This is a genomic window from Stenotrophomonas sp. 278, assembly GCF_003935715.1.
Classification (GTDB): domain Bacteria; phylum Pseudomonadota; class Gammaproteobacteria; order Xanthomonadales; family Xanthomonadaceae; genus Stenotrophomonas; species Stenotrophomonas maltophilia_AH.
In genome coordinates, this window is sequence record NZ_RHPP01000056.1 from 1 (window position 1) to 14,230 (window position 14,230).

At 66.6% G+C, this 14,230-nt stretch carries 12 protein-coding genes; 8 read left to right on the forward strand and 4 right to left on the reverse strand.

Going from position 1 to position 14,230, the window contains the following annotated elements; all coding sequences use genetic code 11:
* The first annotated feature begins 98 nt into the window (after window positions 1-98).
* Together EGJ34_RS10935 and EGJ34_RS10940 are read left to right on the forward strand one after the other, a co-directional pair.
* Window positions 99-884 (forward strand): XVIPCD domain-containing protein, encoded by a 786-nt coding sequence (locus tag EGJ34_RS10935; RefSeq protein WP_125360508.1) that lies wholly within the window; start codon window positions 99-101, stop codon window positions 882-884.
* 57 nt (window positions 885-941) lie between these two features.
* Window positions 942-1,757, forward strand: a complete 816-nt coding sequence (locus EGJ34_RS10940) for a hypothetical protein (RefSeq protein WP_125360509.1) — start codon at window positions 942-944, stop codon at window positions 1,755-1,757.
* Window positions 1,758-1,869: 112 nt separating this feature from the next.
* Here EGJ34_RS10940 and EGJ34_RS10945 read toward each other — a convergent pair whose 3' ends face one another.
* Window positions 1,870-2,868, reverse strand: coding sequence for a patatin-like phospholipase family protein (locus EGJ34_RS10945; RefSeq protein ID WP_125360510.1), 999 nt, complete (start codon window positions 2,866-2,868; stop codon window positions 1,870-1,872).
* Window positions 2,869-2,942: 74 nt separating this feature from the next.
* A complete protein-coding gene (locus EGJ34_RS10950) occupies window positions 2,943-3,971 on the reverse strand; it encodes a TIGR00266 family protein (protein ID WP_125360511.1) in 1,029 nt (342 codons plus the stop codon).
* A gap of 159 nt (window positions 3,972-4,130) precedes the next feature.
* On the opposite strand from EGJ34_RS10950, the gene EGJ34_RS10955 reads away from it, so the two are divergent.
* Complete coding sequence (locus EGJ34_RS10955; RefSeq protein WP_125360512.1) at window positions 4,131-6,398, forward strand: TonB-dependent receptor; 2,268 nt, start codon at window positions 4,131-4,133, stop codon at window positions 6,396-6,398.
* A gap of 47 nt (window positions 6,399-6,445) precedes the next feature.
* Here EGJ34_RS10955 and EGJ34_RS10960 read toward each other — a convergent pair whose 3' ends face one another.
* A complete protein-coding gene (locus EGJ34_RS10960) occupies window positions 6,446-7,294 on the reverse strand; it encodes a phosphatase PAP2 family protein (protein ID WP_125360513.1) in 849 nt (282 codons plus the stop codon).
* 243 nt (window positions 7,295-7,537) lie between these two features.
* Between EGJ34_RS10960 and EGJ34_RS10965 the strand changes: the two genes are divergently transcribed.
* Together EGJ34_RS10965 and EGJ34_RS10970 are read left to right on the forward strand one after the other, a co-directional pair.
* Window positions 7,538-8,419, forward strand: coding sequence for a hypothetical protein (locus EGJ34_RS10965; RefSeq protein WP_125360514.1), 882 nt, complete (start codon window positions 7,538-7,540; stop codon window positions 8,417-8,419).
* A 10-nt stretch (window positions 8,420-8,429) separates the two neighbouring features.
* Window positions 8,430-9,638, forward strand: coding sequence for a DUF4785 domain-containing protein (locus EGJ34_RS10970; RefSeq protein ID WP_125360515.1), 1,209 nt, complete (start codon window positions 8,430-8,432; stop codon window positions 9,636-9,638).
* 86 nt (window positions 9,639-9,724) lie between these two features.
* Here the strand turns inward: EGJ34_RS10970 and EGJ34_RS10975 are convergent, their stop codons facing one another.
* Window positions 9,725-10,549 (reverse strand): ATP-binding cassette domain-containing protein, encoded by an 825-nt coding sequence (locus EGJ34_RS10975; RefSeq protein ID WP_125360516.1) that lies wholly within the window; start codon window positions 10,547-10,549, stop codon window positions 9,725-9,727.
* A 146-nt stretch (window positions 10,550-10,695) separates the two neighbouring features.
* On the opposite strand from EGJ34_RS10975, the gene EGJ34_RS10980 reads away from it, so the two are divergent.
* The 3 genes from EGJ34_RS10980 (at window position 10,696) to EGJ34_RS10990 (ending at window position 14,193) form a co-directional block, all read left to right on the forward strand.
* A complete protein-coding gene (locus tag EGJ34_RS10980) occupies window positions 10,696-11,898 on the forward strand; it encodes a fatty acid desaturase (protein WP_125360517.1) in 1,203 nt (400 codons plus the stop codon).
* Complete coding sequence (locus EGJ34_RS10985; RefSeq protein WP_125360522.1) at window positions 11,895-12,230, forward strand: EF-hand domain-containing protein; 336 nt, start codon at window positions 11,895-11,897, stop codon at window positions 12,228-12,230. The genes EGJ34_RS10980 and EGJ34_RS10985 overlap by 4 nt, the downstream gene beginning before the upstream one ends.
* A 238-nt stretch (window positions 12,231-12,468) precedes the next feature.
* Window positions 12,469-14,193 carry a ShlB/FhaC/HecB family hemolysin secretion/activation protein gene (locus EGJ34_RS10990; protein WP_260476969.1) on the forward strand — a complete coding sequence of 575 codons (1,725 nt, stop codon included), beginning with the start codon at window positions 12,469-12,471 and terminating at the stop codon, window positions 14,191-14,193.
* Window positions 14,194-14,230 lie beyond the last annotated feature (37 nt).

A 14,230-nucleotide genomic window follows, 5' to 3' on the forward strand; every position in this document is an offset into this window, starting at 1 on the left:
AAACGACTACGCAAAGCAATTGAAAGCCGCTTCCTGACCCCGTACTTCTTGGCGTCCGATTTCAGGGGACAGGTTCAGTATTGGGAACGAAACGAGGAGTGCTGACTACGGTTGATGTTGCTCGCAGCTACAACGACGAAGAGCTGAATGCCGGCTCCTACTTCGTTGACATGGCGGCGGCACGACGAGAGGCATCCGCAGCCACCCCATACACCGACCCTGATCGGGTTAGGCTTGGACTCTACACCTACACACGGTCCGATGAGGGGCGGTGGCTTGTCCGAACGCATATTGAGGGACGAATTTCCAGGGATCTTCCAGTCACCGACTCCGGGTTGGTCGAACGGCTGAACGAAGCCCGCGAGGTACGTCTCGAGCGCCAGCAACTACGTAGCCAGTTCCACCCTGATGACCCCAATCAGCATCGTCCCATCAAGGAAAGCCCTTTTCTGTTGTCCGATGCGGGCCCGGATCTGGACCCGCGCGATCCCTCACACCCACGCCATGCCCTTCACCAGCAATGCGTCAACGGGGTGCAGGCCATCGATGCCCGCCTCGGCAAGCCATGGGATGAACTTAGCGAGTGCATGGCCGCGAGCCTGACCACGTTGGCGGCACGCAACAATCTCGACCGCGCCGATCACGTTCTGCTCAGCGAGCAGGGCACGCGCAGCGCTCCCGGCGAACACGTGTTCGTCGTGCAGGGCGACTTGAACGACCCGGCCCAGCGCCGTGCGCATATGCCCACCGCCGAAGCGATCACCACGCCACCCGAAGAGTCGTTCCAGCAGTTGGCGCAATTGGATCACACGCGGTCCCAGGAACAGGCGCAGCAACAGACGCGTGACCACGAACAGAGAATGCGCGCCCCAGTGATGTCGTAGAGCCGGGCTTGCCCTGCTGTCCTTCGCTCAACCCAACGATTCAGGCAACAAAGCCCAGTGAACCTGCTCCCCCGCATCATCCTGACACTGTGCCCAGCAGTGTTCCTCCTGCCTTCTATCTACACACACGCGTCAGAAACCACGCAGACCAACGAACACGGCTGCACCCGCCGCGTAAGCGTAGGGCCGTACACCCCAGACCAGAAACTGCCACCCACCAGCCAGGAATGCCTGGGTCCGTACCTGCTGGAAGTCCCGCGAGACCATCTGTTCAATCTGCGCGGGTTTGGCAGTGGCGACAGCTACTCACTGGTCTTGGACTTTCCCACGCTGCAGCCCATTCCGCTGGCGGAGCGGGAGCCGTTCAGTCCGGACATCGTCATGCGTACGGTGACCTTTGACTACCGCTACGTTGACCGTGACAGGCTCAAGCAGGTGTTCCAGCGGGAGTACACGCCGCGCGACGCCAGGGATCATGCTCCGGACCAGTCATTGGACACCCGCGTCCAGCAGAGTACGGCGTATGGGCTGGTTGCCTACTTTGCCGACATGGAAAAGGTGCGTGCGTACTACCGGGTCAAGGGGTATCAGGACAATGCGCGGGTGATGCTGCCCGAGCGGCACAAGGATTGGTTCATCGCGCGTGGTGCCGATGGCGAGGTATCAACGGTGATCAAATGCACGCCGCAGGCGCAGCAGGATCAAAACTTTGCACGCTGTGAGCACACGCTGTTGATGGAGGACCGGAACACGTTGGTCCGGATCAACTATCCGCGCGGCGGGCTGCCGCAGTGGCGGGAGCTGGAAGCGCGGGCGCGAGAGATGATGGTGGCGTTTCTGGTGGACGCTGATGATCGCGCGGGTCCGGGCTGACGCGATCTGAGGGAGCTGCCGGGCAAGCCCGGCACTACGGGTGTTGGCGAGGCGACCGGGAGTTAGCGATGGGCCGGGAGTTGGCGAAGCGACCGGAATGAGGGCGGTGCCCTCAGGCGCACTTTTCCTTGCGGCCCATCAGCTTGCCCATGCGGGAAGGTTCGTCGCATTTGGGAGCCGGCGGCGGTGGCGCGGCAGCGGCCGCACGTGCACGGCGTAGCTGTTCCACCTTGGCACGGATCTGCGGCATCGCCGCCATGGCGGCCTTCTCGCCTTCCAGGATCGCGTAGCCGCGTTGGCTGAAATCGGCCGCGCCGATGTCCAGCACCTTGGGCCGGATGATGATGTCGGCGCGCGCCAGTTCCTGCTCACCCAGGCGCTGACCCATGATCGCAATCGACTGGTTGACGATGCCGAGCATGCCGGTCGGCGACTTGCCGCTGGCCTTGCTGGAAATATCCACGGCGATGACGAAGTCCGCACCCAACTGGCGCGCGGCATCGACCGGCACCGGGCTGACCACGCCGCCGTCGACGAACATGCTCTGGCCGATCTTCACCGGTTCGAACACGCCCGGAATGCTGCTGGAGGCACGCACGGCTTGGCCCACGTTGCCGCGCACGAACACCGCGCGCTCGCCGTTATTCAGATTGGTGGCCACGGCGGCAAACGGCTTCTTCAGCTTCTCGGCCGGCTTGTTGTTGACCTGAGCGTTGACGTAGTCCTGCAGCTTTTGGCCCTGCACCAGCCCGCCCGAGAACAGACGCACGTCGCGGATGCTGGCTTCGTCCAGCGCCACCGCCTTGCTCTGCATGGCGAACGCGTCCATGCCACTGGCGTACAGCGCACCGACCACGCTGCCGGCGCTGGTGCCGGAGACCACCACCGGCTCGAAGCCGTTGGCCTCCAGCATCTTGATCACGCCGATATGCGCGAAGCCCTTGGCTGCACCGCCACCGAGCGCGATGCCGATCTTCACCGGCTTGGCCGGCGTTGCCGGCACCACCACCGGGGTAACCGGGGTCGGCTTGGTGTTCTCGCCACCGCAGGCGGCCAGCAGGCCGAGCAGGGCAACAGACAGCGTCAGACGGGTGCGGCGGAAGGCGTTCATCGGCAAGCCGAAAAGTGAATGGGCGATAGCATACCGGGATTGCCGGGCAGGGCCCGGCAATCGGCCGGCGTCATTCAGAACCGGTTATCCCCATCCAGAATCCGCCCCAGCCCGCCCAGCACCGAGCCTTCGCCGCGGTTCTGGCCACCGCCCTGCGGTGCGGCCATCCACATCCGGCCGGCCAGGCGCGAGAACGGCAGCGACTGCAGCCACACCTTGCCGGGGCCGGTCAGGGTGGCCAGGAACACGCCTTCCCCGCCGAACACCATGCTCTTGATCCCGGCCACCCGGCGCACGTCCATGTTCACGCTTGAGTGGAAGGCGACCACGCAGCCGGTGTCCACATCCAGGCGCTCGCCCGGGGCGAGTTCGCGCTCGATCACGCAGCCACCGGCGTGGATGAACACCCAGCCGTCGCCTTCCAGCTTCTGCATGATGAAGCCCTCGCCGCCGAACAGGCCGGTCATGATCTTCTGCTGGAAGTGCACGCCGATCTGCACGCCGCGCGCGCCGGCCAGGAAGCTGTCCTTCTGGCAGATCAGGCGGCCGCCGTGCTGGTCCAGCTTCATCGGCAGCACAGTGCCGGGGTAGGGCGCGGCAAAGGCGACCTTGGCCTTGCCGTGGCCGGTGTGGGTGTACAGGGTGGCGAACAGGCTTTCCCCGGTGAGCACGCGCTTGCCGGCGCTCATCAGTTTGTCCATGAAGCCGCCGCCCTGGCCACTGTGCGAGCCGTCGCCGAACACGGTGTCCATCTGCACGGCGGCGTCCTTGAACATCAGCGCGCCGGCCTCGGCAATGGCGCTTTCGCCCGGGTCCAGCTCGATCTCCACGAACTGCATCTCGTGGCCGACGATGCGGTAGTCGATGTCGTCGGCGCGCTGGCTGCGGCCACCGGCACCGCCGGGAACCGGCGGCGGGGCACCGACCGGGCCGGTGCTGCCGGCCAGCAGTTCGGGCACCTCGGCGATCTTCATCCAGCCGCTCATACCCTCGCACCAGACCAGCGCCTGGCGGTTGGCCTGGGCGAAGCGGCGGGCGGAGTCGTCGTCGAGCGGGCCGATGCGGTCGGGCTGGCCGGAAAGATGGAAGTACCACTGGGTCATGGGTGAGGCCCTGTTGATGGGTTGGGGACGGGTGCGTCCTTCACATCATGGGTCCAAAACGTTGGTAATAAATGACCGGAATTTGCGACGTTGTTGTTGTGCTGCAACAATTGTCTGGTAGCGCCGGTCCACCACCCCTCCCAACACAGCCTAATCGCCATGTTCCCGAACCGCACTGCCCACGGCCGTACCGCGTCCGTGCACCCCCTCGTTGTTGCCCTTGCCGCCCTGCTGCCATTGACGGCCGCAGCCCAGGACGCCCCCGCCGCCAAGGATCCGGTCGCCCTCGATACGTTGCAGGTAACGGCGCAGCGCCGTGTGGAAAACGCCAAGGACGTGCCGGTTTCGATCTCGGCCATCCAGGGCGAGAAGCTTGACGTACTTGGCTCGGCCGGGGATGACATCCGCTTCCTGTCGGCACGCGTGCCCAGCCTTAACATTGAATCGTCCTATGGTCGTGCCTTCCCGCGCTTCTACATCCGCGGCCTGGGCAACACCGACTTCGACCTCAATGCCTCGCAGCCGGTCTCGCTGGTGTACGACGACGTGGTGCAGGAAAGCCCGCTGCTGAAGGGCTTCCCGCTGTTCGACCTGGCCGGCGTGGAAGTGCTGCGTGGCCCGCAGGGCACGCTGTTCGGCCGCAACACCCCGGCCGGCGTGGTCAAGTTCGACTCGGCGCGTCCGTCGCAGGACGCCGATGGCTACGTGAAGGTGTCCTACGGCACCTACGACACCTGGAACGTGCAGGGCGCTTACGGCGGCCCGCTGACCGACCGCTGGTCGGCACGCGTGTCGGCGCTGTACCAGCGCCGCGACAACTACGTCGACAACACCCGCCCGAACGCCCCGGCCGAAGGCTTCGAGGGCTATGACGAATCCGCTGGCCGCGTGCAGTTCCTGTACGAAGGCGACGAGTTCGAAGCGCTGTTCAACCTGCACAAGCGCAAGCTCAACGGCACCGCGCGCCTGTTCCGCGCCAACATCATCCAGCCGGGCAGCAACGCGCTGGTCGAGAACTTCGACCGCGACAAGGTCTCCAACGACGGCGTGAATTTCTCCGAGCTGGATACCTGGGGCGGCAGCGCGCGCCTGCAGTGGAACCTGGGCAGCGTCACCCTGCACTCGATCACCGGCTACGAAACCGCCGAATCGCTCAACCACGGCGACATCGACGGTGGCTACGGTGCCAGCTTCCTCGGCGACGGCAACTACGGCCCGGGCTTCATTCCGTTCCCGTCCGAATCCGCCGACGGCCTGCCCGACCACCGCCAGTGGACCCAGGAATTCCGCGTGGAATCCAACGAGTGGGGTCGCTTTGACTGGCAGGCGGGCGTGTTCTACTTCGATGAAGACGTCACCATCGACAGCTTCAACTACGACTCGCTCACCCCGGGCAACCCGCAGACCGGCCACGCCGTGCAGAGCCAGCGCAACAAGGCCTGGGCGGTGTTCGCGTCGGGCGACCTGGACGTGACCGACAAGTTCAAGCTGCGTGCCGGCGTGCGCTACACCCAGGACAAGAAGGACTTCACCGCCAGCGTGCTGCAGGCAGTGCCGGGTGGCACTCCGGTCAGCGGCCCTTACATCGCCAACACCGATGTGGATGACGTCAGCTGGGACCTGAGCGGCGTGTACCAGATCACCGACAACCTCAATGCCTACGCACGTGTGGCCAAGGGCTTCCGTGCGCCGTCGATCCAGGGCCGCCTGGCCTTCGGCGGTGTGTCGCAGGCCGATTCGGAAAAGGTGATTTCTTACGAGGCCGGCATCAAGGCCGACCTGTTCGACCGCCGCGCCCGCCTGGGCTTCAACGTGTTCCGCTATGACGTCGATGGCCAGCAGCTGATCGCGGTGGGTGGTGCCAACAACACCGCCACCCTGCTCAACGCCGACAAGACCGTTGGCCAGGGCGTGGAGCTGGACTTCGAGGCCTACCTGACCGACCACGTGCTGCTGACCCTGGGTAGCAGCTACAACGACACCGAGATCAAGGACCGCGACCTGGCGGTGGCGATCTGCGGTGGCGGCTGCACCATCACTGATCCGACCACGGTCATCAATGGCGGCACCTACGCGCTGGTCAACGGCAACCCGCTGCCGCAGGCACCGAAGCTGATCCACAACCTGACCCTGCGTGCGGGCTTCCCGCTCAACGACGCCAGCGAGCTGTACGTGTACACCGACTGGGCCTACCGCAGCCCGGTGAACTTCTTCCTGTACGAGTCGCCGGAGTTCCGCAGCCGCTCGTCGCTGGAAGGCGGCCTGCGCCTGGGCTACAACTGGGAATACGGTCAGTACGACGTGGCCGTGTTTGGCCGCAACCTGACCAACCAGACCCGCGTGGTCGGTGCGATCGACTTCAACAACCTGACCGGCTTCCTCAACGAGCCGCGCACGTTTGGCGTCGAGTTCACCGCGAAGTTCTGATGCGGTGATGCAATAAAGGAAGGGCCGGCATTGCCGGCCCTTCTGCATTACAGGGCGCTTTCGGGGCGCACCTTCAACACGGCTTCTTCGGTTGCGCAATCGCGGCTTGAGCGTGCGCCGTTTGCACGCGCTGCTGCAATTTCCTTGCGCGCTGCGGCTAGATCGCGCTGGAATTCCGGGTTGTCGTGCAGGCGCGCCACCGCGGCCGCGCCCATGAAGCGCCCTTCCAGAATGTCGCTCTGCCAGTGCACGTTGCACACCAGGCGGCTTTCACCGTAGTTGCGGCCGCGCAGCTGGATCGCATCGGCGCGCTCGGGAACGATCTCCGAAAGGATCAGCGCCCACGCCCAGCCGATCGAGGTGTGGCCCGACGGGTACGAACCGTTGCCACGCAGGCCTTCTTCGTCCTCCGGGGTGCAGGTCGGCTCGCCGTTGACCATGAACGGTCGCGCGCGCTGGTAGTGCTTCTTGGCCACGCGGGTCGCCGCACTGGCATCTATCCGGCTGCGTTCCAGCAGGCGGTACAGCGCCGGGGTCTTCTGTGCGTCCACATCCAGACCAATGGCACAGGAAAACTGGTTGGCCCCTTCCGGGAAGCCCAGCTCCGCGTCAGCGGTCGCCTGGGCGAAACGCGGGCTGCCGCGCAGCGCGCGGGCCTCGCGGCTGATCTGATCGTCCAGCGCGGCAGCGGCTGACCCGGCCACCGGCGGGGCGGGCACCAGGTTCAAGCTGGCCGGCACGTCGCGGACGGGAAGGTAGCCCACCGCCTTGGTCACCACCGACGCCTCCACCGGCGTGCTCTGCGGTGCGGTCGTGGTGGCACAGCCCGCCAGAACCGACATCACGGCAGCAGCCAGGGCGGGGCGCAGCAGCGCAGATGGGGCGAACAACGACATGGGCAGTACTCGGCAGCGGTGAGCGCGCATGATCGCAGCTTCACGTGCTCCTGCCAGCGGCCGCAGGTCATGCCGCCAGACCCGGCATAGCGTCCCGCTTCGCCGTTGAGATTGGTTGCAGATGGCAGGAATCCGGTACTGGTTCACGGAAATTCACGCGCCGACCGACATAGCGTCGGCCCCGGCAGCTTCCCCACGAGGTGCCGGCAATCAGGGGGAACACTCAACAACCGGAGACACTCGATGCAAAGCAAAGCAATGGGGACGGGGGCCATGCTGGCCCTCGGCTTGATGCTCACGTGTGCCAGCGCGCAGGCCGCCGATGTAGTGGGCGTGGCCTTTGTGCACGGCACAGGCAAGCAGACCGACGCCCGCACCGACTACTGGCAACCCAGCATCATCGACAGCGTGCGCCAGGGATTGCCCAACAGCAGCAACTACACGGTCATCAACTGCGATTTCGAGCAGTACATGTGGAAACCGGAAGCGGCCGGCTGCCTGGCCACCCAGCTCACCGGCTTCATCAACAGCAAAGGCATCACCAAGCTGGTGGTGATCACCCATTCCAACGGCGGCAACGTGGTCCGCTGGATTCTTTCCAATCCCACCTACGACAGCCGTTACCCGAAGCTGATCCAGACCATCAGCCAGGTCACCGCACTGGCTCCGTCCTCGGCAGGCACGCCGTTGGCCGATGCCGTGCTCAACGGCAATGTCTTCGAGGCCTCGGTGGGCTGGCTGCTGGGGTACCAGAACGACGCGGTGCGCATGCAGCAGGTCGGCTGGATGGCCACCTACAACGCCCAGAACCTGTATGGCACCGGCGGTCGGCCGGCATTGCCCAAGCCGTTCCGCGCCGTGGTGGGGTCCGATGTGGAATCAGCGGTATGGGACAGCAACAGCTACTGCGGCGGCTACGCCCAGAACGTCGGCCTGGAGTTCACCCAGAACTGGCTGAGCAGCTGTTCCGACGGCTTCCTTGAATGCAGCAGCCAGCGTGCGGCCGGCACCGTGCTGTTCACCGACAAGGCTCGCACCCAGGGAGCCGAGCCGCTCAGCCACAACCAGAGCCGGCGCGAGTGCTTCGGCCTGGGCACGATCCTGCGCAACGACCTTACCCTCTAAGGAGCCCGACATGACCTCAACCGTGAAACTCGCGGCGGCCATGGCCGTCGTCCTCGCCGCGCTGCCGCTGCAGGCCGCACAACCCCTGCAGGCGGCACGCAGCACCGACCAGGTACCGACCCGGGTCGAATCTGCCCCGCTGCCGGCCGACGCCGGCGAACGCGACCCGGTCAGCTTTGCCTGGGCACTGGATCCCACCCAGGCCCTGACCGACCCCACCCCGTTCGTGGCGGTCAGCCGCAGCTACTGGGAAATGGTGGACGGCAGCGTCTTACAGCAGGGCGTCGCCCTGCCGATGACCGCGCCGGATGCGGTCATCCAGGTCAGCCCCGCACCGGGCGCGCGTCCTCTCACTCCGGCGCAATGGCAGCTGCGCGACCCCGCCGGCGTGCTGAAGGTCGAACAGGTGGTCGACAGCGAGCAGCTGCGGGCCGCCGGCATGCCGGTGAGCGCGGGCACCGCCATGGCACGCACCGGCAGGACGGCGGCTGCGGGTACCTATCGCTTGCAGAGCGCGCAGGCGCAGGGCCGCTACGTGGTCCAGGTGCTGGAGCCCAACAGCCCGATCAGCCTGCGCCTGCAGAGCAGCCGGGACCAGGTTCTGGCCGGCGGCACGCTGACGGTAAGCGCGCAACTGGTGGATGACGGTGGCAACACCCAGGCCGGAGCTGCACGCAACCTCGTCCGCAGCCTGCCCGCGGGCGGCGAAGCGCTGTTGGTGGCACCGGATGGCCGCAGCTGGCCGGTACCGCTGCGGGCCGGCAAGACCGGCCTCACCGCGCAGGTTACCGTGCCGCAGGACGTCGGCAACGCGCAGGGGCTGTGGGAACTGCAGACCTTCATCAGCGCCAACGGCGTGCAGCGCGACGCCAAGATCGCCTTTGCCGTGGCCCAGCCCACCGCCCGCTTCAGTGGCCAGGTCCAGGCGGATGCCAGCACGCGCGTGCTGCAGTTGCCGTTGCAGGTGGGCGCGCCGGGCCGTTATGAGGCGCGCGGCACGCTGTACGCCACCGGGTCTGACGGCCAGCTGCGGCCGGTGGCACAGGCGCACAGCGCGGCGTGGTTCAACTCCGCAGGTGCCGGCACGTTGAGCCTGCCGTTCGACAGCGTCGCCCTGCCCAAGGGCTACGGTGCGCCGTTCCAGGTGCGCGCGCTGGAGCTGCGGGACCAGACCCGCATGGCCCCGATCGAGTCGAGGGCGGTGGGCGTGAACTTCTAAGGGGAGTACCGGTAGCGCCGGCCGTTGGCCGGCCCACGCGATGTCGAGGGCCGGCTGACAGCCGGCGCTACCGGATCACATCGCCGTCAGTCCGCGAACGCGGTCAGGTGCCCGTTGTGTTCCTGCACCCGTACCGGGCCGCCGAACACCTCGGAAAGCGGCGCATCGCGCAGCAGCTCGGCGCGCGGCCCATCGGCCACGATCCGCCCCGCACGCAGCAGCACCACCCGCTCGATCTCCGGAATCACTTCCTCGATATGGTGGGTGACCAGCACCAGGGTGATGCCCTGGGCCGCGAGCGAGCGCATCGTGCTGATCAGCTGCTGTCGCGCCACCAGGTCCAGCCCGGTGGACGGCTCATCCAGCAGCAGTGCCTGCGGCCGGTTCACCAGCGCCCGGGCGATCAGCACGCGCCGGGTCTCACCCGCCGAAAGCTCGGCATAACCACGCGCCAGCAGGGGCAGGGCACCGGTCAGGGCCAGCGCTTGGCGCGCCCGCTCGCGCATGTCGGCGGTCACTTCGCGGAACGCCGGCACCACGAAGCTGGCGAAGAAGCCGGTCAGCACCGCTTCTTCCACGGTCAGCCCGGGCATGTCCGAGAGGTTGGCGCTGAGATCGCCGGTGACGATGCCCAGCTGCGAACGCAGCCGGTCCACCTGCCAGCGGTTCTGGCCCAGCACCTTCACCGCCACCGTGCCGTCAGCATGCGCCAGCGGGTACAGCTCGCGGGTGATCAGCTTGATGAAGGACGACTTGCCACACCCGTTCGGGCCCAGCAGGGCGGTGTGCTGGCCCTGCGCGATGCGCAGGCTGAGGTCGTGCAGCACCCGTACCTGGCCGCGGATGACGCAGGCGCGGTCCAGTTCGATCAGCGGGGCGGGGGTTACGGCGGCGGGAACTGCAACGGTCATGAATAGGGGGCCGGACTCACGAAGGACGAAAACAACTGAATGACTGCGCAAAAATGGCACCAGAGGGATGCAGTTTGCAACGTCTGCCCCCATCATGGGCGTACGTGACCCTGTCCATCTGCTGGCCGAAGGCCTGGAGTTCTGCAATGCCCGAAATGCTCATCAACTTCCTGACCGGCGGTGTCGTCGGCCTCGGCTGGTGGGGCATGGCGCTGGTGCTGCTGGTGTTCACCCAGCTCACCATCTTCGCTGTGACGCTGTACCTGCATCGCAGCCAGGCGCATCGCGGTGTGGACTTCCACCCGCTCATCTCGCACTTCTTCCGCTTCTGGGTGTGGCTCACCACTTCGATGATCACCAAGGAGTGGGTGGCCATCCACCGCAAGCACCACGCCAAGGTGGAAACCGAGGAAGACCCGCACAGTCCGGTCACCAAGGGCATCAGCACCGTGTTCTGGCGCGGTGTGGAGCTGTACCGCGAAGCGCGCACGATGCGTGCGGATATCGACCAGTATGGGCGCGGCGCGCCGGACGACTGGATCGAGCGCCACCTGTACACCCCGCACGCCAATCTTGGCCCGACGGTGCTGTTCTTCATCAACACCGTGCTGTTCGGCCTGCCCGGCGTGGCCCTGTGGGCGATCCAGATGGCGTGGATCCCGTTCTGGGCCGCCGGCGTGGTCAATGGCCTGGGCCACTGGTGGGGTTACCGCAACTTCGAATCCGCCGACACCTCCACCAACCTCACCCCGTGGGCGTTCTGGATTGGCGGCGAAGAACTGCACAACAACCACCATGCCTTCCCCAGCTCGGCGCGCTTCTCGATGCGGCGCTGGGAGTTCGACATCGGCTGGGCCGCGATCCGCGCGCTGCAGGCCGTGAAGCTGGCCAAGGTGCTGCGCGTGGCCCCGAGCATGGACGTGCGCCCGAACATTGCCGTACCGGATGCGGAAACCCTGAAGGCGCTGCTGTCGCACCGCTTCCAGGCCATGACCGACTACCAGCGCAATGTATTCGTGCCTGCGCTGCGTGAAGAGGCTGCCTTTGCCGGGGCCAAGCTGCGCAAGCTGCTGCCGCGCCGCATGCGCCGTGGCCTGGTCAACGACGGGCGCTGGCTGAAGCCGGCCTGCCGTGCCGAGCTCAACAGCTGGGTGGAGCAGCGCCCGCGCATCCGCGTGCTGGTGGAACACCGCGCCCGTCTTTCCGCGCTGCTGGAAGCGCGCAGCAATGATGCTGCCGAACGCCTGAAAGCACTGCAGGCCTGGTGCCAGGACGCCGAAGCCAGCGGCATCGCCGCGCTGCAGGCTTATGCAGCGCGCCTGAAGGGCTATGCGTTGACGGCGCACTGACGGTGCGTCGTCTGCTCTGCACCGCGCTGCTGCTGGGCAGCGCCGTGGCCCACGCCCAGGTCGCCGATACCGGCACCTACCTGCAGCGCATGGATACCGACGGCGACGGCAAGGTCAGCGTCGAAGAGTACGTGGCCTGGATGATGTACGCCTTCGACCGCATGGACCGGAATGGCGACGGCGTGTTGAGCAGTGATGAGCTGCCGGGCGGTAAGGGCAAGCCGATCACCCGCGAGCAGCAGCGACAGACGATTGTGGAGCGCTTCCACAAACAGGATGCGAACAAGGACGGCTTCCTGATCGCCAAAGAGCTCGCAGCCCCACCCCGGTGATGCTGCGTTGACGCGCATGGCGCGTCACTACTTCGTCCACGCGTAGGGACGCGCCATGCGCGTCCGCCCTCCGTTCCGACGCAATGCCCCTAAAGCCGCCGCCGGCCGGCCGATATCGCCCTGTAGGAATTCCCCGACTTGTGGCGACCCGTCACGAGAATTTAACATTGCGCTGCGCACCTGATCGGCGGTGCTGCGGCGGTAGGGATGACCGCTACAAACGGGGCAGACACAACGCATGGATGCAATCGCAAAGACGCCGCGACACCGCTTGAGTGCCGCCCTGATGGTCCTCTTCGGCGGCCTTGCCCTGGCCCCTGCTTCGCTATGGGCGCAGCAGGCCCCCACCAGCCTGGCCGACCAGCAGGAGCTGCGCGACCGCGCCGAGCGTGAAGCCCGCGAGCGTGCCGAACGCCAGGCCGTGCCGGAAGTCAGCGGCCCGACTGCACCGCCCGCCGCCGACTACCGCAGCACGGAACTGCCGGAAGAAACCCCTTGCTTCCAGATCGACGCCATCGTGCTCGACGGCGCGCACCGCGATGCCTTCGGCTTCGCGCAGCGCTATCTAAACCAGTACCGCGGCCGCTGCATCGGTCAGGAAGGCATCGCCCTGATGGTGCGCCGCACCTCCGACCTCGTGCTGGCCAAAGGCTATGTCACCACCCGCATCGGCCTGCCCGAACAGAACCTGGCCGCCGGCACCCTGCGCCTGCAGCTGGTACCCGGCGTCATCCGCCAGATCCGCTTTGCCGAGGAAGGTCCGGGCGATGCGCGCTGGAAAAGCGCCTTCCCGGCGCGCCCCGGCGACATCCTCAATCTGCGCGCGCTGGAGCAGGGCCTGGAGCAGCTCAAGCGGGTGCCGTCGCAGGACGCCAGCATGGAACTGGTGCCCGGCGAGCAGCCGGGCGAGTCCGACGTGGTCATCACCCTGAAGCAGGCCAAACGCTGGCGTGCCGCGCTGTCGCTGGATGACGCCGGCAGCGAAGGCACCGGCAAGCAGCAGGCCGGTGCCACCGTATGGGCGGACAACCTGCTGGGCATCAACGACCTGCTCACCGTGGGCGTCAACAGCGACGGCAGCGCGGAGAAGGGCAAGGGCACGCACGGCTACAACGCCTCGTTCACCGCGCCGCTGGGCAACTGGCGTTTCTCCACCAGCACCTACGCCTCGCGCTACGCCCAGATCATCAGCGGCAACGCCGAAGACTTCAGCAGCACCGGCCGCTCGCGCAGTGTCGACCTCACCGTTGAACGCCTGTTATCGCGCGGGCAGAGCTACCGCACCGCGATGGAACTGCGGCTGGCCCAGCGCCACTCGCGCAGCTTCATCGAAGGCAATGAGCTGCTCGGCCAGCGCCGCCGCACCACCTCGGCCGAACTGGCCCTGCTGCACCGCCAGTACCTGGGCAGCCTGCAGGCCGACCTGCGCCTGGCCCATCGCCGCGGCCTGCCGTGGCTGGGTGGCGACGATGATGCCGCCGGCCGCGATCCCGAATCCCCCACCTTCCGCTATGGCATCACCTCGGTCGACATCGGCGTCGGTGCGCCGGTGCTGCAGGGCCCGCGCCCGATCTACTGGAACAGCGCCCTGCGCTATCAGTGGACGTCCGACCCGCTGTACGGCTCGGAATTCATCAGCATCGGCGGCCGCTACACCGTCAACGGCTTCGATGGCGAAGTGATGATGGGCGGCGCGACCGGTGGCTACTGGCGCAACAGCCTCAACTTCAGCCTGCATCGCCGCTTCTCGCCCTACCTGGGCGTGGATGTCGGGCACATCGCGACCAACGCCGTACAGGGAATCGACGGCGGCAACATGGTCGGCGCGCACGCCGGTGCGCGCGGCCAGATGCTGAACCTGGATTGGGACGCCTTCATCGGCTTCCCGCTGGATGCTCCACGCGTCATCCGTGCCCAGAGCGACGCCCGCGTCGTCGGGTTCCGGCTGGCCGCCCAGTTCTAACTGCACCACCCCGCTTCGCGCCGGCATCGCTTCTGCC